General features: G+C 50.6%; 21 protein-coding genes. 4 read left to right on the top strand and 17 right to left on the bottom strand.

Annotation, left to right across the window (positions count from 1 at the left end; genetic code table 11):
• Positions 1 to 23 precede the first annotated feature (23 nt).
• Genes C1A11_RS12480 through C1A11_RS12455 form a run of 6 tightly spaced genes read right to left on the bottom strand, consistent with a single transcriptional unit; the run spans position 24 to position 1748 of the window.
• Positions 24 to 221 carry a hypothetical protein gene (locus C1A11_RS12480; protein ID WP_102050771.1) on the bottom strand — a complete coding sequence of 66 codons (198 nt, stop codon included), beginning with the start codon at positions 219 to 221 and terminating at the stop codon, positions 24 to 26.
• On the bottom strand, positions 208 to 432 hold the full coding sequence (locus C1A11_RS12475; RefSeq protein ID WP_102050770.1) for a hypothetical protein: 225 nt from the start codon (positions 430 to 432) through the stop codon (positions 208 to 210). Before C1A11_RS12475 ends, C1A11_RS12480 begins: the two co-directional genes overlap by 14 nt.
• Positions 420 to 1028, bottom strand: a complete 609-nt coding sequence (locus tag C1A11_RS12470) for a hypothetical protein (protein ID WP_102050769.1) — start codon at positions 1026 to 1028, stop codon at positions 420 to 422. The genes C1A11_RS12475 and C1A11_RS12470 overlap by 13 nt, the downstream gene beginning before the upstream one ends.
• Positions 968 to 1303 (bottom strand): hypothetical protein, encoded by a 336-nt coding sequence (locus C1A11_RS12465; RefSeq protein WP_102050768.1) that lies wholly within the window; start codon positions 1301 to 1303, stop codon positions 968 to 970. The genes C1A11_RS12470 and C1A11_RS12465 overlap by 61 nt, the downstream gene beginning before the upstream one ends.
• Positions 1300 to 1542 (bottom strand): hypothetical protein, encoded by a 243-nt coding sequence (locus tag C1A11_RS12460; RefSeq protein WP_102050767.1) that lies wholly within the window; start codon positions 1540 to 1542, stop codon positions 1300 to 1302. The genes C1A11_RS12465 and C1A11_RS12460 overlap by 4 nt, the downstream gene beginning before the upstream one ends.
• Positions 1539 to 1748: a hypothetical protein gene (locus tag C1A11_RS12455; RefSeq protein ID WP_102050766.1), complete on the bottom strand. Its 210-nt coding sequence runs from the start codon at positions 1746 to 1748 to the stop codon at positions 1539 to 1541. Before C1A11_RS12455 ends, C1A11_RS12460 begins: the two co-directional genes overlap by 4 nt.
• 300 nt (positions 1749 to 2048) lie before the next feature.
• Between C1A11_RS12455 and C1A11_RS12450 the strand changes: the two genes are divergently transcribed.
• Positions 2049 to 2690, top strand: coding sequence for a LexA family protein (locus tag C1A11_RS12450; protein ID WP_102050765.1), 642 nt, complete (start codon positions 2049 to 2051; stop codon positions 2688 to 2690).
• Positions 2691 to 2882: 192 nt separating this feature from the next.
• Here the strand turns inward: C1A11_RS12450 and C1A11_RS12445 are convergent, their stop codons facing one another.
• The 11 genes from C1A11_RS12445 to C1A11_RS12395 form a co-directional block, all read right to left on the bottom strand.
• Positions 2883 to 3158: an HU family DNA-binding protein gene (locus C1A11_RS12445; RefSeq protein WP_102050764.1), complete on the bottom strand. Its 276-nt coding sequence runs from the start codon at positions 3156 to 3158 to the stop codon at positions 2883 to 2885.
• 244 nt (positions 3159 to 3402) lie between these two features.
• Positions 3403 to 4506, bottom strand: coding sequence for an aspartate carbamoyltransferase (gene pyrB / locus C1A11_RS12440; protein WP_102050763.1), 1104 nt, complete (start codon positions 4504 to 4506; stop codon positions 3403 to 3405).
• A 62-nt stretch (positions 4507 to 4568) separates the two neighbouring features.
• The gene (pyrE, locus tag C1A11_RS12435; RefSeq protein WP_207653951.1) at positions 4569 to 5213 is read right to left on the bottom strand and encodes an orotate phosphoribosyltransferase; all 645 of its coding nucleotides are present in this window, start codon (positions 5211 to 5213) and stop codon (positions 4569 to 4571) included.
• Positions 5214 to 5383: 170 nt separating this feature from the next.
• Positions 5384 to 6082, bottom strand: coding sequence for an orotidine-5'-phosphate decarboxylase (gene pyrF, locus C1A11_RS12430; protein ID WP_102050762.1), 699 nt, complete (start codon positions 6080 to 6082; stop codon positions 5384 to 5386).
• 78 nt (positions 6083 to 6160) lie between these two features.
• Entirely contained in the window at positions 6161 to 7072 is a 912-nt protein-coding gene (locus C1A11_RS12425; RefSeq protein WP_102050761.1) for a dihydroorotate dehydrogenase, read from the bottom strand.
• Entirely contained in the window at positions 7060 to 7791 is a 732-nt protein-coding gene (locus C1A11_RS12420; RefSeq protein WP_102050760.1) for a dihydroorotate dehydrogenase electron transfer subunit, read from the bottom strand. Before C1A11_RS12420 ends, C1A11_RS12425 begins: the two co-directional genes overlap by 13 nt.
• Before the next feature lie 402 nt (positions 7792 to 8193).
• Positions 8194 to 11373: a carbamoyl-phosphate synthase large subunit gene (carB, locus tag C1A11_RS12415; RefSeq protein WP_102050759.1), complete on the bottom strand. Its 3180-nt coding sequence runs from the start codon at positions 11371 to 11373 to the stop codon at positions 8194 to 8196.
• On the bottom strand, positions 11366 to 12472 hold the full coding sequence (gene carA / locus C1A11_RS12410; RefSeq protein WP_102050758.1) for a glutamine-hydrolyzing carbamoyl-phosphate synthase small subunit: 1107 nt from the start codon (positions 12470 to 12472) through the stop codon (positions 11366 to 11368). Before carA ends, carB begins: the two co-directional genes overlap by 8 nt.
• Complete coding sequence (locus C1A11_RS12405) at positions 12445 to 13716, bottom strand: dihydroorotase (protein WP_102050757.1); 1272 nt, start codon at positions 13714 to 13716, stop codon at positions 12445 to 12447. Before C1A11_RS12405 ends, carA begins: the two co-directional genes overlap by 28 nt.
• Before the next feature lie 216 nt (positions 13717 to 13932).
• Complete coding sequence (locus C1A11_RS12400; protein ID WP_341458151.1) at positions 13933 to 14493, bottom strand: hydrolase; 561 nt, start codon at positions 14491 to 14493, stop codon at positions 13933 to 13935.
• A gap of 107 nt (positions 14494 to 14600) precedes the next feature.
• On the bottom strand, positions 14601 to 15329 hold the full coding sequence (locus C1A11_RS12395) for a hypothetical protein (protein ID WP_145995763.1): 729 nt from the start codon (positions 15327 to 15329) through the stop codon (positions 14601 to 14603).
• A 77-nt stretch (positions 15330 to 15406) separates the two neighbouring features.
• Between C1A11_RS12395 and C1A11_RS12390 the strand changes: the two genes are divergently transcribed.
• The 3 genes from C1A11_RS12390 (at position 15407) to C1A11_RS12380 (ending at position 18762) form a co-directional block, all read left to right on the top strand.
• Entirely contained in the window at positions 15407 to 16081 is a 675-nt protein-coding gene (locus C1A11_RS12390; RefSeq protein WP_102050755.1) for a response regulator transcription factor, read from the top strand.
• A 200-nt stretch (positions 16082 to 16281) separates the two neighbouring features.
• Positions 16282 to 18264 carry a sensor histidine kinase gene (locus C1A11_RS12385; RefSeq protein WP_180950352.1) on the top strand — a complete coding sequence of 661 codons (1983 nt, stop codon included), beginning with the start codon at positions 16282 to 16284 and terminating at the stop codon, positions 18262 to 18264.
• Between the two features lie 114 nt (positions 18265 to 18378).
• Complete coding sequence (locus C1A11_RS12380) at positions 18379 to 18762, top strand: zinc-ribbon domain-containing protein (protein WP_102050753.1); 384 nt, start codon at positions 18379 to 18381, stop codon at positions 18760 to 18762.
• The last annotated feature ends 30 nt before the right edge of the window (positions 18763 to 18792 follow it).

The following is an 18792-nucleotide window of genomic DNA, read 5'->3' as shown; positions in this document are numbered from 1 at the left end:
AAGCCGCACAGCGGCAATGGGTCTTATTTCTGATCGTCACTGCGGTAAATTTCGGTCTCTGCATTTGCAACCTCCTTTTCGAAATTCATGCACTGAGGATTTCTGCACACCAACGTCTGTACGGTTTTCACCACGGTCGGCGTTTCCGGAGAAGAATCTCCTGTGACCTGCTGTACCGTGCTGCCGATACGCATCTCAGTGCCGCATTTAGGGCAAAGCATCGCTCTTCACCTCCTCCGCTGCGCTCGAAAGCATTTTCTTGATTGTCTTTGCGCCTGGGAACTGCTGCTGCTCCATCAGCGACCAGTAACGCACCAGTGTTGCCGGGTCCGCGGGATTGCCCAGCGCTCCGGCTGCAAGTTTTTCATCCAGCTTCTGCCACATCGCTTCGCGGTTCTGCGCCAGCCCGCCACTGGTGTCTACGTCAAACAAAAAGGCATCATTCCAGTACCATTCACCTGCCGCATCCTTTTTAAAAAGTCCCATCGGTTAAAGGTTTTATAGGTCAAAACACCTTTGTCATCTACCGAGGGCACTTCAAACGGTTCATCTGCATAAGCCAGCATCCATTGAAACATCCGCTCAAACAGCGCACGGTAAGCAGCATTTTTCATGCGGCGCTTACTTTCCAGTCGGCCAGAAGCCTGTGCTGCCGCAAACTGTTTCGCAGTGCCGGAAACTGCAGTAGAGTCCGACTTTCCCTGAAAGCTGTCATTAATGCCAAGCGTAGATTTTGCCCACTGATAGTTCTCTTCCAGCAGATGAATATCTCTCGAAACATCCGCCTGTACCGTCAGTACATCAATCAGCGCTTTCTGTGCGGGGTTATCCAACCGCAGAATCTTCAGCTCACGGTCGGTGGTTTCAATATCCACACCGCGTGGCAAGGTTACATAACTGCCACCTTTCATCAGCTTTTCATTCAGTTTGCTGCCCAGCTTTTTTACCGTTTCCTGCTGGTCGCGAATTACCTCAACGTCACTTGTCCCCAGCAGGCTGCCAAAGCGAGAAACACTGCGCCGCAGCACCAGGTAAACAACATCACCTCTTCGCTTTTCTTGTATTCCGCCAGCCCTTTCAGTTCTGTAATCAGCGGCAGAATATGATTCTCCCTCACTTCCGGCAGGGTGCGCCGCACCAACAACATGCGAATACCGGGGTACTGCAAAGCCAATAGTGCCGCTTTTTTTCGCACCGCCCACGATTTTCCGCCGCCGCGTGCACCACCATAGGCAATAAACCGCTCCTGCGCCCGAAAAAACTCTTCCTGCCGCGTATTCGGGCTGCCAAAGTCATAGTTCATTTCGCATACTCCTTTGCCGCTTGTGAAAAGGTCACCTTTACCGACTCCGGTTCTTGCACTGCGGTTGCTCCCGCTTTCCCCATCGCACGGCTCAACACACTTTCTGCGCAGGCCATACGCTGCGCCACACTCGCCTCCTCGCTCTGCATCATCTCGGTCAGCAGCTTCGCAGCCTCGGGTGCCGCTGCGGTAAAAATGTCTTGCGCAAGCCGTAACCCGGTTTTGGGTTTTGCACTCATTCCTCCCACTCCTTTTCGCCTGCGGGGCGCACCTGCACACAGCGGCTGCAACCCAAGATATAATCCCCCTCTCGGCTCTCGTACAGCTCGTCCTCATCGGAATCAAGCACCGCCCCGCATTCCGGGCAGCAAGTTTCTCTTGCAGACGGTTTTTGGGGCCAGGCCTCATCTATTTGGTGGTCATACAATCGTTCTTCCCATGTCATTCTTCTCCCTCCTGTCCCATTAACGATCCGTTTTTATTGTCCAAGAAAAAAGCATTTTATTTTTCCCATTATTGGGACAATCAAGTGAAACAAAATGCGCCTCTAGGCGCTGTTTGCTTCTCTTTAGTTAACTTTTTATCGCTTTGATGCTTTTTTCATCGTGGCATCAGTTTATCACATTTTTGGGACAAAGTCAACCCATTTTTGGAACATTTTTTAAATATTTGCAAAATTGGGATGTTTCATTTATAATAAAACCATTACCTGTCACACTTTTGTGTAAGAAAGGATGTATCCCCTATGAGCCTCACTGCCGAACGCATGCTGGCCGCGATGAAAGCCCAGCGCATCTCTTATGCCACCCTGCAAAGTTTAACCGGGGTGCCAAAATCTGCGTTGCAGCGGTATGCTACCGGGGCAACTCCTAAAATCCCGGCAGACCGCCTAAAAGCCATTGCCGATGCGCTGCAATGCAGCACCTCTTACCTCCTCGGTGAAACCGACCGCGCTGCACGGCAAGAAATTATTAACCAGGTCGCCATTGCGCCCACCGGCAGTGCACCGGTGGTTGGTACGATTCGGGCCGGCATGCCGATTGCAGCAAAAGAGGATATCCTTGGCTGGCTGCCGGTAGATGTGCGCAACCCCGAAGAATATTTTTGGCTGGTAGTAGAGGGCGACAGCATGCAGGGCGCTGGCATTTTGCCCGGCTCCAAGGTGCTCATCCACCGCCAGTCCACTGCCGAAAACGGCAATATTGTAGCCTGCCGCTTAAATGGCGATGATGCTACACTCAAGCGGTTTCAGCAAAAAGGCGACACCATTGTTCTTCTGCCCGAAAACCAGGCCTACCAGCCGATTATCCTCTCCGCAGCAGATTTCGCCTGCGGCGACGCAGAGATTATCGGTGTAGCAAGCGTGGTAATGAATCGTCTTCTCTAACCGGTCGCTTTTCCCCTTTGCAATTTCACTGCACTGACTTAAAAATACTATAAGCTTACAAAAATCCTCGCCAGCACAAACGTCTGGCGAGGATTTTTAGATTTTTAATAAACACATGCACAGCATCTATCTCAGGATGGCATGTTTTGCAAAACAAAAGCCCCTCGCACTTTACAGCACAAGGGGCTTCTATTATTCGTTTACTGCGCTCTTCAGCACTTTGCCCGCCTTAAACGAGGGACATTTGCAAGCCGGAATCATCATCCGCTCTTTGGTACGCGGATTGACGCCTTCTCGGCTATGCCGGCTTTGTACCTCAAAACAACCAAATCCTGCCAGCTGTACGCGTTCTCCTGCGGCAAGTTGTTGTTCAATCAGTGTTAGAGTGACTTCAACCATTTTTTTGCACTCTTTTTTGTCGATTCCTGTTTGCTGCGACAGCGCATCGATGAGTCCTGCTTTGTTCATGTCCTTGTCCACTCCTTAATCATTGATTTAGCCGCAAATGTCCACGGCGGTCCTCATTTACCTAAATATTACCACAATTTAGCCAAATTTCAAATGTTTCTGTGAAATAAATCAGTATTTTTTGTGTATCACGTCACAAAAAAACAGCACAGCTTGCTAGCTGTGCTGTTTTTTTCCACAAATAATCAACAATTCTTGAATTTTAAGAGCGCATCTTTTGCTGATATCTATCACATTTCTGCTTTTATTTTACCGGTGTATCGCAATAAATGCAGCACATTTCGTTCTTATGCAGGTAAGAAGGGCGCACCAGATGCGGCAACCCCTGCTCTGTGGTGCAGATGCAGCGCGGGTTGCTACATTTGCCCGGTACTGCCTTTTCGGGCACTAGGTTTTGCTTTTGTGCATGCTCGGCAGTCGCAAAAGCCGTGTCACCATCTAAGCCAAGCAGTTTCAGTATCAGCGCCATGCGCATAATCTTGCCATTGTAAACCTGCTCAAAATAGCAGGCACGCGGGTCGGCATCCACTTCCACCGCAATTTCATTGACGCGCGGCAGTGGATGCAGCACAATGCAATCGCTCTTCGCAAGGGCCATTTTCTCAGAAGTCAGCACATAGATGTCTTTCAGTGCCTCGTACATCTCCATATCATCAAACCGCTCACGCTGAATACGTGTCATATAAAGCACATCGGCCTCTGCCAGCGCTTCTTCCATAGAGCGCACTTCTTCATATTGCATGCCAAGTGGATCCAACGTTTCATGTAGCAAGCTGGACGGCATTCTCAACTCTTCGGGTGAAACGAAGATAAACTTAATGCCCTTACGCTGAGAAAAGGCTTTGACCAGCGAGTGGACTGTCCGTCCGTATTTGAGGTCGCCGCAAAAAACTACGGTTAAGTCATTCAGTCGGCCTTTTTCACGGTGGATAGTGCAAAGGTCGGTCAGGGTTTGGGTGGGGTGGTGGTGCGTTCCGTCACCGGCATTGATAATCGGCACTTCTGCCACGCGGCGTGCCGCATAAGGCGCGCCTTCTTTTGGGTGACGCATCGCAATAATATCCGCATAGCACCCCATCACGCGCACCGTATCCGCCATTGTTTCGCCTTTTGCAGCAGACGAAGAGGCCATTGAGGAAACACTCAGCACATTACCACCCAGCTCATACATCGCCGCTTCAAACGAAAGGCGTGTGCGGGTAGACGGTTCAAAAAAGAGTGTTGCAAGTTTTTTGCCTTTGCAACGCTCGCTGTATGCCTCGGGATGTGCAATGATATCTTCCGCCATGCGGATCAGGTCATCGGTTTCCGCAACAGTCAAATCTCCAGATTCTAATAAATGGCGCATTTTAAAAGGTCCTTTCTTTTAAAATTGCCGTCCGGAAATCTGCCCGGACGGCAACGTTTGGATTATTTTTTCATCCAGCTCTCATCCGAAGGGTTGTTGCGGAAAGCAATCAAACGCGCTTTGTCGCCTTCTTCGATGTAGCCTTCTTTGGCAGCCACTTCCACCAGAGTGTCCAGGTTCGACAGCGAGTGGTTTTCAACCTTCGCTGCTTCCAGCCGCTCAACGCCTTTTTTCATGCCATAGGTAAAGATGGAAACCACGCCAAGCACTTCTGCACCGGCTTCGCGCAGCACTTCTACAACTTCCAGCACGCTGCCGCCTGTTGAAATCAGGTCCTCGATGACAACGACCTTCTGGCCCGGGGTCAATTTGCCCTCAATCTGGTTTTTGCGGCCGTGGTCTTTTGCGCCACCGCGCACATAACCCATGGGCAAATCCAAAATTGTAGCCACAATAGCAGCATGTGCAATACCCGCGGTAGAGGTACCCATAATCACCTCTGCTTCGGGGAAGAATTTGTCCACATACTCTGCCAGGCTTGCTTCTATCTGCTCGCGTACTGCGGGGGCGGAAAGGGTTAGGCGATTGTCGCAATAAATCGGGCTTTTGATGCCGGATGCCCAGGTAAAGGGTTCGTCGGGTTTCAAGAAAACTGCTTCAATGGAGAGCAGCGCTTTTGCGATTGCGGATTCTGTCGTATTCATCATCTGTTTTCCTTCCTTTAGCCACGGGCAATTCTCCCTTTTATGGCTGCTTCCGAATTTCTATTTTGCACGAAAAACAATCCGCTGACAAGACGTCAACGATATTTTCCGATATTTTCCTTTAAAGTGCTGCCATCAGCATCTATAACCTTTTTACAATAGTCGCCTTCTCATTAGCCGCAAAATTCTTTTTTGCAGCGCTTATAGGCAGCTACGGGGTCTGCCGCAGCGGTAATCGGGCGTCCTACCACAATGTAATCGGTGCCAATTTCACGCGCTTTTTCCGGAGTGGTTACGCGCACCTGGTCGCCTACGTCGCCGTCCGCAAAACGCACACCGGGGGTAACCGTGCAGAATGCATCGCCGCAGGCATCTTTCACCATGCCAGCCTCCAGCGGAGAGCATACGACACCGTCCAGACCTGCTTCTTTTGCATTCTTGGCATACTGTACTACCGTATCATTGATAGAAGCGTTAATCAGCAGCTCTTTCTGCATCCGGTCCTCACTTGTAGAAGTCAACTGCGTTACCGCAATCAGCATCGGACGGGTGCCGTCCTCGCGGGTCAGTCCCTCCAGTGCCGCACGCATCATTTCAATGGTGCCTGCCGCATGCAGGTTGGCCATGTCCACGTCCAGCCGCGCCAGGCTTGCCATGGCTTTTTTCACGGTGTTCGGGATATCATGGAGTTTCAGATCCAGAAAGATCTTGTGTCCGCGGCGTTTGATTTCCCGCACAATTTCAGGGCCTTCCGCGTAAAATAGCTCCATACCAATTTTCACAAACGGCTTTTCGTCGGTAAACTGGTCTAAAAACACAAACGTTGCTTCTGCCGATGCAAAATCGCAAGCAATGATAACATCTTTCCCCATCTGTTTCTCCTTTTCTCTGCGGCATATTCGCCAGCGGCCAATATGCCTTTTACTTTTCATTCACCTTGGAAAGGCAGCTTACACCTTGCCAACCAAATCTGCCAAACGCTCAATGCCATACTTCTGCATCACTGCGGGCAACTCTTCAATTATTTTTTTACAAATGTAAGGGTCTGCGAGGTTTGCGGCACCTACCTGCACCGCAGTTGCCCCTGCCAGCATCATTTCCAGCACTTTTTCTGCGCTGTCTACACCGCCAATTCCCATCACCGGTATTTTAACGGCATGCGCCGTCTGGTACACACAGCGCAGCGCCACCGGAAAAATCGCCGGGCCGGAAAACCCGCCCATTACATTGGCTATCACCGGTTTGCGGGCTCTGGGGTCAATGCGCATACCCAATAAGGTGTTGATGAGCGACAGACCGTCGGCGCCTTCTGCCTCGCAGGCTTTTGCCACCTCAGTAATATCTGTGACGTTGGGCGACAGTTTGATAAACAGCGGTTTGCTTTTTACTACTTTGCGCACCGCACGCGTAACCTCGGCTGCGCTGTCTGCGCAGGAGCCAAAATTAGTACCGCCTGCGTGCAGGTTGGGGCAGCTGATGTTCACTTCCACCAACCCTACCTGCGGCTGCTGTTCCATCAACTCGCAGCAGTAAACAAACTCTTCCACCGAAAACCCGCCGATGTTCGCAATCACGGGCTTATGGAAATATTCTTTCATACGGGGTAACTCGTGTTCGATTACAGCATGTACGCCAGGGTTTTGCAGCCCCACAGCATTAATCATGCCCGCATCACATTCTGCAATACGCGGCGTGGGATTACCAACCCGCGGTTCTTTGGTTGTTCCTTTAAACGAAAAGCTGCCCAAAATATTAATATCGTAAAAGTCTTTAAACTCATTGCCATATCCAAAACAGCCGGATGCTGGGACAATCGGGTTATCCAGCTGCAACCCGGCAAGGTTTACGCTCAGCTCTGCCACTCGATCTCCTCCTTTTGAAACACCGGTCCGTCTTTGCAAACACGTTTGTGGCCTTGCGTTGTCAGAATGGTGCAGCCCATGCAAGCGCCAAAGCCGCAGCCCATGCGCTCTTCAAAGCTAGCTTCACCGGAGCACACCGTTGCATTTGCCACTGCGCGCAGCATCGGCAGAGGGCCACAGGTGTAATAATAGCTGGGGGTTAGGTTTTCTTCGCGCAGCACGTCGGTTACAAAACCTTTTGTACCATAGCTGCCGTCTGCTGTTGCTACATAAACCGTGCAGCCAAGCGCCAAAAACTGTGCCTCGTAAAACACTTCATCAATCGTGTTAAAGCCGAGCAGAATAGTCGGGATAATGCCGCGGCGGCAAAGCTCTCTCGCAAGGCCGTACATCGGCGGCACACCAACGCCTCCCCCAATCAGCACCGGCGCATCGCCGGCGCGGTCCAGGTCGTATCCGTTGCCAAGCGCCGTCAAAACATCCAGCTTGACACCTTCCTGCATCTGGGTCATATCTTCGGTGCCAACGCCTACCACTTTATAAATTAAGGTAAGCGTATTTTCGGTCCAGTCACACACCGAAATGGGTCGCCTTAAAAAGCGGCCCGGCAATGCCAGCTCTACAAACTGTCCTGCCTTGATTCCCCGGGTATCGCCAGCCAGCACCATTTTATATACGCTTTTTGCAATCGGCTGGTTGCTCAGAATCATAAATTCCATTTTTGCGACCGCTCCTTTCTTTTCTTTGCTACAGCGCATAGCCGCTGCTTTTCATTTCATCTTACTGTATCGCAGAAATCTTGCGCAAGCGAAACCGCCGGGCCGCCTTTCGCGGCGGCTTTGCAGCATCATTTCGCCGCAAAAGGCTTTTCGTGAGCGAGGAGCCCTGCGACGCTGCCTCCCGCCCTGTTTTCTGTAAGGGGAAAAGCTGGTGCCGCAGCACACGGGGGCTTTGCGGCATCGTTTCGCCGCAAAAGGCTTTTCGTGAGCGAGGAGCCCTGCGACGCTGCCTCCCGCCCTGTTTTCTGTAAGGGGAAAAGCCGGGGCCGCCGCACACGGCGGCTTTGCGGCATCGTTTCGCCGCAAAAGGCTTTTCGTAAGCGAGGAGCCCTGCGACGAGCGTTAGTCCGCATCGATGGTCGAAACACCCATCGTGATTTCTTCCAGTACATCCAGCAGTACCGCCACGGTATCCAGTGCAGTAAACATTGTTACATTGTTTTCTACGGCACAGCGGCGAATCTCGAATCCGTCGCTCTCGCCGGTTTGGCCGCCAATTTCGCTGGTGTTAATCACGTAGTTGACGTGGCCGCGGCGCAGCGATTCCAGAATCTCCTCGCTGCCTTCGCTGATTTTTTTCTTTGCCCGGGTTTTGATGCCGTGCTCTTTCAAAAATGCTGCGGTGCCTTCGGTCGCTTCAATGTTAAAGCCGAGGTCATAGAAGCGGCGAATCAGCGGCAGGGCTTCGTCTTTGTCACGGTCGGCGATGGTCACAAAAATGGTACCGTAGTTTGCCACATTCATGCCGCTTGCCTGCATTGCTTTGTACAGTGCGCGGGTCAGACTCTTATCATAACCGATTGCTTCGCCGGTAGATTTCATCTCGGGTGAGAGGTAGGCATCCAGTCCGCGAATTTTCGAGAACGAGAATGCCGGTGCCTTAACGTACCAGCGGGCACGCTCCGGATGGACTACTTCGGTGATGCCCTGTTCTTTCAGGCTATGGCCCAGCATTACGCGGGTCGCGATGTCCGCAATGTGTACACCGGTCGCTTTCGAAAGGAACGGCACCGTGCGGGAAGACCGCGGGTTTACCTCGATGACCGAAACCTCGTCGCCCACCGCAATAAACTGGATGTTGAACAGACCCACAATACCAATGCCCAGACCGAGCTGTACCGTGTAATCCTTGATGGTTTCTTTTACCTTGTCGCTGACGCTGAAGGTCGGGTAAACGCTGATTGAGTCGCCGGAGTGAACCCCGGTTTTCTCAACGTGCTCCATAATGCCGGGGATAAAGACCGACTCGCCGTCGCATACTGCGTCGACTTCAAGTTCGCGGCCCATGATATACTTGTCTACCAGCACCGGCTGGTCTACATCAATTTCTACTGCGGTTGCCAGATAGTGCCGCAGGCTTTCTTCATCAGCGACAATCTGCATTGCACGGCCGCCGAGCACATAGCTGGGGCGCACCAGCACCGGGTAACCGATTTGCGAAGCGACCTCGCAGCCGTCTTCGATATTGGTTACGGCCAGGCCTTTCGGCTGCGGAATACCGAGCTTATCCATAATTTTTTCAAAGCAATCGCGGTTTTCGGCATTTTCAATTGCCTGCACGTCGGTGCCGATGATGGGCACGCCGAGGTTTGCAAGCGGTTTTGCCAGGTTGATGGCAGTCTGTCCGCCCAGCGATACCACAACACCCATCGGCTGCTCAAGCTCAAGCACATTCATAACGTCCTCGACGGTCAGCGGCTCAAAGTAGAGTTTGTCGCTGGTGGTGTAATCGGTAGAAACAGTTTCGGGGTTGTTATTGATGATGATTGCTTCGTAGCCCGCCTCGCGGATTGCCCAAATAGCGTGAACCGTGGAATAATCAAATTCGACGCCCTGCCCGATGCGGATGGGGCCGGAGCCCAATACCACAATTTTTTTACGGTCGGATACGATAGATTCATTCTCCTGCTCGTAAGTGGAGTAGAAGTAAGGCACATAGCTATCAAACTCCGAAGCGCAGGTGTCAATCATTTTATAAACCGGGAAAATGCCTTCTTTTTTGCGCAGCAAGAAAATCTCTTTTTCGTTGCTGCCCCAAACTTCGGCAATATACTTGTCCGAAACGCCCATACGCTTTGCATCGCGCAGTGTAACAATATCAAACGCATGTGCCTTCAGTTCTTTTTCAAAGTCCACAATGTTCTTAAACTTTTCAAGGAAAAGCAGGTCGATTTTGGTCGCATTATAGATGAGGCCAAGGTCGATGCCGTTGCGAATCAGCTGAGCAATCGCAAAAATGCGGTCGTCGGTGCCGATGGCGATGTAGTTGAGCAGTTCTTCGTTGGGGGTACTGTCAAACTTTTTGTTGTGCAGGTGCCAAACGCCGGTCTCAAGGCTGCGGATTGCTTTCAGCAAGCTCTCTTCCAGCGTACGACCCACGCTCATTACTTCGCCGGTGGCCTTCATCTGGGTGGACAGCTTGTTCGAAGCGTCGGTAAATTTATCAAACGGGAAGCGTGCGATTTTGGTCACCACATAGTCGAGGGTCGGCTCAAAAGAAGCCGGCGTATTCGCAATGCGGATTTCGTCCAGGGTCAGGCCAACTGCAATTTTTGCAGAAACGCGCGCAATCGGGTAGCCGCTCGCTTTAGAGGCCAGTGCCGAGGAACGGGACACGCGCGGGTTTACCTCGATGAGATAGTAGCTGAACGAGTGCGGATCCAGTGCAAACTGAACGTTGCAGCCGCCCTCGATTTTCAGCGCACGAATCAGGCGCAGCGCCGAGTCGCGCAGCAGCTGGTATTCTTTGTTGGTCAGCGTCTGGCTGGGTGCAACAACCACCGAGTCGCCGGTGTGGATACCGACCGGATCGATGTTTTCCATGTTGCAGATGGTGATGGCAGTATCGTTGGAGTCACGCATGACTTCGTATTCGATTTCTTTATAGCCTTTGATGCTCTTCTCTACCAGTACCTGATGCACGGGCGAAAGTGCCAGTGCATGCTTCATAATTTCACGGAACTCGGTGGGGTCGTCTGCAAAACCGCCGCCGGTACCACCCAGCGTAAAGGCCGGGCGCAGTACCACCGGGTAGCCGATTTCTTCTGCTGCTGCAAGACCTTCGTCCATCGTGTTCGCAATTTTGCTCGGCAGCACAGGCTCACCCAGAGATTCGCAAAGCTCTTTGAACAGCTCGCGGTCCTCTGCCATCTCGATAGATTCAAAGCTGGTGCCGAGAATCTCGACCTGGCATTCGTCCAGCACACCTTTTTTAGCCAGCTGTACTGCAAGGTTCAGGCCGGTCTGGCCACCAAGGCCCGGCACAATCGCATCCGGGCGCTCGTAGCGGATGATTTTCGCCACATATTCCAGGTTCAGCGGCTCCATGTAAACTTTGTCCGCAATGGCGGTGTCAGTCATAATGGTCGCGGGGTTCGAGTTGATGAGGATGACCTTGTAGCCTTCTTCTTTCAATGCGAGGCAGGCTTGGGTGCCTGCATAGTCAAATTCAGCAGCCTGGCCAATTACGATAGGGCCGGAGCCAATGACCAAAACTTTTTTAATATCGGTTCTCTTAGGCATTCTTGGTTTCCTCCTTATGCTCGTTCATCAATGCAAGGAACTGGTCGAACAGGTAGCCCGAATCCTGCGGGCCCGGCGCACTTTCCGGATGGAACTGCACGCTGAACAGCTTGTCTTTCTCGCAGCGTACGCCCTCGGCAGTGTTGTCCAGCAGGTTCATGTGGGTCAGCGTCAGCCCGGTGTTTTCCAGCGTGGTGGGATCTACCGCGTAGCTGTGGTTCTGGCTGGTAATTTCGATTTTTCCGGTCTCAAGGTTTTTGACCGGATGGTTGCCGCCGCGGTGGCCAAACTTCATTTTATAAGTCTTGGCACCGTAGGCGATGCAGATAATCTGGTGGCCCAGGCAGATACCGAAAATCGGCATCTTGCCGTGCAGCTGGCGCACTAGCTCGGCAACTTCCGGCACATCCACCGGGTCTGCCGGGCCATTCGAGAGGAAGAGCCCGTCCGGGCGCAGTGCCAGCACTTCTTCGGCCGTGGTGTTGTAAGGCACAATCGTCACGTTGCAGCCGCGCTCGTTCAGTTTGCGCACAATGTTCAGTTTGATGCCGCAGTCCACCGCCACCACGTTAAAGTTGGGGTTGAAGGTACGCGAGTACCAGCGTTTTTTGCAGCTTACCTTGTGTACGCCGTCTGTCGGCAGCACGCTATCTTTCACAATCTTCATCGCCACTGCATACGGCAGGTCGGCATCGCAAATCAGCACCTTCTGGCTGCCCTCTTTGCGGATGATGCGGGTCAGGCAACGGGTGTCGATGCCGGAAATGCCCGGGATGCCGTTCTCTTCGAGCACTTCGCTTACTGTTTTCGTATAGCGAAAGTTGGAGGGAATGTCATTGTACTCACGTACAATCAAACCGCCCATCGTCGGAATTTTGGTTTCGTAGTCCTCATCTGCAAGGCCGTAGTTGCCAATCAGCGGATAGGTCATTACCACCATCTGCCCCGTGTAGCTCGGGTCAGAGATAACCTCCTGATAACCAACCATCGAAGTGTTAAACACGATTTCGTTTACGGCTTGCACGTTGGCGCCAAAGCCATAGCCGTAAAATTCCTGGCCGTTCTCCAGCACTATTTTACGATTGAATTGTTCTGCCATTTTATCTTTCCCTCCACTATTGTCATAACCGTTCTTCCGTTTACTTGCCATCCCGCAAAAGGGGTCGCCTGACCCATCGAAACAAATTCCTGCGGGTCAATCTTATATTCGCAGTCCAAATCAAACACCGCAATGTCTGCGGCATCTCCTTCCGCCATACCACCCGGCAGTCCAAAAATACGACGCGGCGCGGTGCTCATAGCGTCAATCAGACGTTCCATCGGCAAAATGCCGGGTTTTACAAGATAGGTATAAAGCAGCGGAAATGCCGTTTCCAGCCCTACAATTCCCATAGCGCTGCCCGCAAGTCCCCTTGCTTTTTCTCCTGCGGTGTGGGGTGCATGGTCGGTTGCTACCATGTCAATTGTCCCATCCACCAAACCCGCAACCAGTGCTTCTCTGTCCGCTTTCGTGCGCAGCGGCGGGTTCATTTTAAACCGCCCGTCCTCCTGCAAGTCCTCTTCGGTCAGCAGCAGGTAGTGGGGGGCCGTTTCGCAGCTTACCCGTACACCTTCCGCTTTCGCTTTGCGAATCAGCTCTACGCTTTCTTTGGTAGAAATATGGCACACATGGTACTGGCAGCCCGTGCGTTTTGCAAGGGCAAGGTCACGTTCCACCTGTTTCCATTCGCTCTCGCTCGAGATGCCTTTGTGTCCGTGGGCTTTTGCGTAAGCACCATCGTGGATATATCCGCCATGCAGCAGCTCGTTTGCCTCGCAGTGGGCGATGATGGGCTTACCCAGCGCAGCAGCGCGGTGCATTGCCTCTTCCATCAGTGCTTCGCTCTGCACACCGCGGCCATCGTCCGAAAAACCGATGACATTGGGCGCCAGTGCTTCCATCTCGCTCAGCTCTCCGCTGCCCTGTTGCCCTTTGGTGATGGTACCCACCGGGTAAACTTTTACGCAGGCATCTCGCTTTATTTTATCCAGTTGCAATTGCAAGTGCTCCGGTGTGTCTGGCGGCGGGTTTAAGTTTGGCATACTGCAAACTGCCGTATATCCGCCCCTCGCCGCTGCTGCAGTGCCAGTAAACATTGTCTCTTTCATAGAAAAACCGGGATCTCGCAAATGAACATGTACATCTGCGAGTCCCGGTATGATAAAACAATTATTTAATTTAAAAACACTGCCGCCGTCACTATCGGAAACACAAACACCAATGCCAGCAATACGGCCTTTGTCAACGGTCAATTCACCGTTTGCAAAACCGTGCCCCAGCCAGATGTTTCCTCTTAGTTTCATTTAGTTTCTCCTGTTCTTCGTGCGTTCTTGCTGTCAACATTTACTCTTCGTGCATTCGTTTAAGCTGCATTTACGCCCCGGGAGCGGCAGTGCTCCTCGAGGCGTTTTTTCTATTATAAGGGCTTGCTCGCTTAACGTCAATAGACAATTTCATCTTCTCGATTTTATCAAAAAAAGACGAGCGTTACCGCTCGTCTTTTGTGAAATAGAGAAATTTTAGTTTTCGCTTTCTTCACAGCTTTTCATTGCTTCCAAGGTCACTTCCAAAAGTTTGTCCAGCTCCCAGCCCATCATGTCGGCACCCTCACCAATCACTTCCCGGCTGCAGCCTGCTGCAAATTTTTTATCCTTGTATTTCTTTTTCAGCGACTTCAGCTCCATATCCTGTACCGATTTAGAGGGTCGCATCAAAGCCGCTGCGCCGATCAAACCGGTCAATTCGTCCACTGCAAACAGCACTTTTTCCATCTCGTGCTCAGGTTTAATATCTACCTGACGGCCATAGCCGTGGCTGGCGGTTGCGCGGATGATGCGCTCTTCCACACCGGCTTCTTTCATCAGTTCCTGACTTTTTACGCAATGTGCCTCGGGGAACTCTTCAAAATCCAAATCATGCAGCAGGCCAACAATCGCCCAAAAATCCGCTTCATCGCCGTAGCCGAGCAAATTCGCATAATAGCGCATCGTACCCTCTACCATTTTGGCGTGGTGCAGGTGGAACGCGTCTTTGTTGTACTTGGTTAGCAGTTGCCAAGCCTCTTCTCTTGTCATGCTCATTTTCCCAGTCCCTCCATTTTATTTTTCGCATCAGTACATCCGTCGGGCTGTACCGGCGCAATCTTTTATGGTGCAAGGCATTCTTTATCGAGTATTTTATCTAAGCGTTAGCGGGCTACCGGAGCGCGGCGCTTCCGCGGTATGCGGCGCGCTTTTGGCTGTGCATTTTCCGCTTCTGCCCTGCGCCGCTGCATTTCTCTTTGCCACCTGCGGCGAATCAGCATTCCGGCAGGTATCATCGCTGAAAAGACCACCAGCACGCCAAGCAGCCGCACCGGCACATAGCTGCTGGGCGCACTCACTTGCCGGCTCTGTCCGGCAAACTGCATCGAACCTGCAGTTTCGCTTTCTTCTTGATTGATCCGCGCAGCCGCCGCCTGGATTTGCTTTGCCGAAAAAAGGCTTTCCAGCTCTGCGGTGTCTTTGCCCTCTAAAGCATACAGCAAAACAAAATATCCCGCCAGTTGCCCGGCATCTTTATGGGGTATCAATGCCCTCTCTTTCGCATTCAGCTTTTTCACCTCTGTCAACAACTCAGAGATTTCTTTTTTATGAAGCTTCACGGCATTCACATCGGTATCCGACACCTCTATTTCGCGAAAATGGTCCAGCGTGTCGTAAATTTGAAGCAAATTGTTTTCAGCTGCCGAAACCTTGAAACTAGTCATAATAAATGCAAACGCTAAGAATAGAACTATCCCTTTTTGTATATGCCTACAAAGATGAATTCTCATTATTTTCACTTTTCTCAATAATTGTAAATTTTTTGATGAGTATGCTATAATATTACTATTCTCATATAGATACGTCAAATTTTGACTGCAAATACCTATCATTTTATTGCCTCATATTTTCAGTGTTGGTTGCAGCTCTTTTAATAAAACTTGCATTCATCACCAAGGGAGATGTTTTTATGCTACGGCTTTTAAGTATAGATGATGACGAGGAGATTTTGCAAGCCAATAAAATCTATTTTTCTGAGCATCAATATCGCATCGATACCGCCCGCAATGCTGCGGAAGCGCTCTTTTTACTTAATAAGGAAGATTACGACTGCATTTTGCTCGATATAGCGCTGACCGACGACAACGGTTGCGATTTTTGCCGACGCATCCGTCAGACTTCTGACACCCCGATTATCTTTGTCACAAACTTTTGCCAAGAGCAAACCCTTGCTGAAGCATTTGAGTGCGGTGGCGACGACTATATTACCAAGCCTTACAGTTTCCGCGAGCTGCAGCTGCGCATCGACGCCCGCTGCAAAAAACCTGCAAGCGGAGAGTTTCAGATGCTCAAATTTGGCCCGCTGATTATCAACCTTAAATTAAGGCAGGTAACCGTCAATGGGCAGCTTGTGCGCTTAACCAGCAGCGAATACGATATTCTGCGGCTGCTGGCCACACACCGCAACACCCCTTTTACCCAAGGCGAAATTTACACCCGCATCTGGCATGCCCCCGATTTGGGCGATGCGCACACGGTGCAGGTACATATTGGACAGTTGCGCAAAAAGCTAAATGCTCTATGTCCGGACAAAACCTTTATTCGCACCGCATGGGGCAAAGGATACCTGTTTGTGGATAATTGAATTTTTTCATAAAAACAGGGTAGCTTGCAAGCCGCCCTGTTTTTTATGTTAAAACACGTTGGTTGTTTGCCCAAAAGCATGATATGCTCTTTCTTCTCCGCTGGCTTAACAACCCGAATCAGCTTTCAAAATTCTCCCTATTGCCCATCCCATTGCTTTGCAGTCCATATTTTATCAATTTTGGAAAGAGGCTTGCTGCTATGCTGAAGACAAAACATCGTATGCGTAATTTTGCACTTTTTTGTCTCAGCTTTTTTATCGCTGCCATCTTTTTCACTTTCAATTATTTCTATAATAACAAATATACACTTTCTGCCCCTCAGGCAGTAGATGGCACGCTTCAGATTTATGAGAGCACTTTTTCTAATAACACACTCATTCCTCTGATTAATGGGTGGCGTATTTACCCCGACCAACTGCTTGCTCCAAATGAAATTGCTGGCAACTCTTCTTTTCAGAGAATCAACCTGGGGGACAAAAAAACTTTTTCCTCTATGCATTCTTCTGGTACTCCCTTGGGCTCTGCTACCTATGTTTACAACTTAAAATATCAATCGGAACCTCTGCGGCTATCTATTTTTATTCCTGAAATTTTCTCTTCTTACAGCCTATATATTGACGATGTGCTTGTTACCTCTTGCGGCGATCCTATAGATTACACGCCTTTTTTACAATACAGACTGATTAATTTTCTCCTCGAAGGCGACACCCAAATCGTTTTTCAAGTTTCGAACCAAACACATTATTATTTTGGAATGCGCGCTGCGCCCGTGATTGGCACTCAATCCAGCATTATGTATCTGGCGCTCAGCACCTTGTGCCTTTCTGCGCTTTGCTGCTTCTCTTCACTGGCGCTTTGCCTTTTCACCCTGGGTCTTTGGATTACCCAGCGCCGCCACCTTCTTTTTACCTTTGGCAGCCTAGCCCTTTCTTTCGCTTTGTACATCAGTTATCCCCTCTTTTTCTTTTTCGGCATCAATCATATTAAAATTCTTTTCTGTCTTAAAAATCTAAGCTTTACGGCTATGTTAATCTGTGCCCTGGCCGTTACCGCAGAGCTGTGCGGCGTAACACGGCACCCTTATATCAAAGCCATCATCGTCATCTGCGGGTTCTATATCTTATGGATTGTTTTGCTGGCCATGATTCCGCCCGCTCGGCTATCACTGCTCTTAGGGGTATTAAATCTTGCTTCCAACACTTTCCTTCTGCTTATGGCTGGCAGCATTTTCTGGTGCGTCTTACATAGCGCAACGCAAGAGTCTTTGCCTACTTTGCTGGTTGTGGCTTCCAACATTTTTGCGCTTGGCCTGCTTGCAAATTATTTCGGTTTCGGCAAATTTGAGCCAATTCGCTTTTTATGGCCTATAGACTATTGTGCCGGTTTACTCATGTGCTGCTTTTCTGTTTTAATGGCAAAAGAAAGCTTTCGGCTTGCGCACGAAAACCGACATCTTACAGAACATCTGGAAGAAGAAGTCGCCCTGCGTACCCACCAGTTAGAGGCCCTCTCCGAAGAGCGCAAACGCTTTCTTGCCGATGTTTCTCACGACCTTAAAGCACCGCTGTCCGCGATTCATTCTTATATGGAATTGATTCGTTTTGGCAACTTGCAGCTCGATAAAGAAACCCAGAGCTATCTTGAGGTAATCGAGCAAAAGTCCGACGAGATGACCCGTCGGGTTACAACGCTTCAGACCTTTTCTAATCAGGAGCTTCCTACCGGCCCAAAAGAAAGAATTGTGGTTTCCTCTTTTTTAATGGAAGTTTACCGCAGCAATCAGCCGGATGCAGATGCCCAGGGCATTTATTTTGTTTTTCGGCCCGCTACCGAGTCTCTTTACTTTTTTGGCTGGCCGGACAAATGTGCACGGGTGCTGGAAAATCTTATTTATAATGCACTCAGCTTTACCCCCGAAGGTGGCAAAATTACGCTGGGTGCAAAAAAACAGGGCGATTCCGTCCTTATCACAGTGGCAGATACCGGCATCGGCATTCCTAAAACCGAGCTGGAACATATTTTCGAGCAGGGAGTTTCGCTGCGCAGCGCAAGCACCGAGCAGCGTGGCTTGGGCCTGTATTTTGCCCGTAACACTGTGCGCGAGCTCGGCGGTGAGCTGTTTGCACGCAACCTCAGCACCGGTGGTGCCGAGTTCTGTATTTTGCTCCCGCTCTGCCCGTGATGGATTATGGCCTTTTCGTAAATTTTAAGAGGTAGTGCTTGCGGTCTGTCGTCTCACCACCTATAATAAAAGCAGTGCAGCTTGTGCTGTAAACCGAAAGGACAGATCATCACAATGAACGGATTTCGTAATTTTTTCTTTGGGCGCAATGGGTTTGATGCTCTTTCTGGCGCCATTATGGTTATCGTACTCATTCTTTCTTTGCTTTCCCGTATGTTTCCGGACTGGATTTTTCTACCGCTCATCGGCATGGGGCTGATTGTCTGGGTATTCTTCCGCACGATGAGCACCAAAGTTGTGCTGCGCCGTGCAGAAAACGAAAAATTCCTCTCATTTTGGAGCCGTCTGCGCAGCGGACCTTCCAAATTTGACGCACCACTGCAATATCGTTACTTCACCTGCCCTTCCTGTGGACAAAAGGTACGGGTTCCCCGCGGGCGTGGCCGCATTGCCATCACCTGCCCCCGCTGCAATGCGGGCTTTATTGAAAACTCTTAATTCAGTTGCCCAGGCAGCTTAGGTCGCTGT

The sequence above is a fragment of the Pygmaiobacter massiliensis genome (genome assembly GCF_900199435.1).
Classification (GTDB): domain Bacteria; phylum Bacillota; class Clostridia; order Oscillospirales; family Ruminococcaceae; genus Pygmaiobacter; species Pygmaiobacter massiliensis.
This window is presented reverse-complemented; position numbering and strand designations above follow the sequence as displayed.

Excerpts from the sequence above, each read along its gene's own strand:
- pyrF (WP_102050762.1), bottom strand. The coding sequence starts at position 6,082 with ATGGGGAAAGATGTTATCATTGCTTGCGATTTTGCATCGGCAGAAGCA.
- carA (WP_102050758.1), bottom strand. The coding sequence starts at position 12,472 with ATGGCAGAACAATTCAATCGTAAAATAGTGCTGGAGAACGGCCAGGAA.
- pyrE (WP_207653951.1), bottom strand. The coding sequence starts at position 5,213 with ATGATGAATACGACAGAATCCGCAATCGCAAAAGCGCTGCTCTCCATT.
- C1A11_RS12385 (WP_180950352.1), top strand. The coding sequence starts at position 16,282 with ATGCTGAAGACAAAACATCGTATGCGTAATTTTGCACTTTTTTGTCTC.
- C1A11_RS12405 (WP_102050757.1), bottom strand. The coding sequence starts at position 13,716 with ATGAAACTAAGAGGAAACATCTGGCTGGGGCACGGTTTTGCAAACGGT.
- C1A11_RS12395 (WP_145995763.1), bottom strand. The coding sequence starts at position 15,329 with ATGATAGGTATTTGCAGTCAAAATTTGACGTATCTATATGAGAATAGT.
- pyrB (WP_102050763.1), bottom strand. The coding sequence starts at position 4,506 with ATGCGCCATTTATTAGAATCTGGAGATTTGACTGTTGCGGAAACCGAT.
- C1A11_RS12465 (WP_102050768.1), bottom strand. The coding sequence starts at position 1,303 with ATGAACTATGACTTTGGCAGCCCGAATACGCGGCAGGAAGAGTTTTTT.
- C1A11_RS12400 (WP_341458151.1), bottom strand. The coding sequence starts at position 14,493 with ATGAGCATGACAAGAGAAGAGGCTTGGCAACTGCTAACCAAGTACAAC.
- C1A11_RS12445 (WP_102050764.1), bottom strand. The coding sequence starts at position 3,158 with ATGAACAAAGCAGGACTCATCGATGCGCTGTCGCAGCAAACAGGAATC.
- C1A11_RS12460 (WP_102050767.1), bottom strand. The coding sequence starts at position 1,542 with ATGAGTGCAAAACCCAAAACCGGGTTACGGCTTGCGCAAGACATTTTT.
- C1A11_RS12480 (WP_102050771.1), bottom strand. The coding sequence starts at position 221 with ATGCTTTGCCCTAAATGCGGCACTGAGATGCGTATCGGCAGCACGGTA.
- C1A11_RS12380 (WP_102050753.1), top strand. The coding sequence starts at position 18,379 with ATGAACGGATTTCGTAATTTTTTCTTTGGGCGCAATGGGTTTGATGCT.
- C1A11_RS12450 (WP_102050765.1), top strand. The coding sequence starts at position 2,049 with ATGAGCCTCACTGCCGAACGCATGCTGGCCGCGATGAAAGCCCAGCGC.
- C1A11_RS12455 (WP_102050766.1), bottom strand. The coding sequence starts at position 1,748 with ATGACATGGGAAGAACGATTGTATGACCACCAAATAGATGAGGCCTGG.
- C1A11_RS12390 (WP_102050755.1), top strand. The coding sequence starts at position 15,407 with ATGCTACGGCTTTTAAGTATAGATGATGACGAGGAGATTTTGCAAGCC.
- carB (WP_102050759.1), bottom strand. The coding sequence starts at position 11,373 with ATGCCTAAGAGAACCGATATTAAAAAAGTTTTGGTCATTGGCTCCGGC.
- C1A11_RS12420 (WP_102050760.1), bottom strand. The coding sequence starts at position 7,791 with ATGGAATTTATGATTCTGAGCAACCAGCCGATTGCAAAAAGCGTATAT.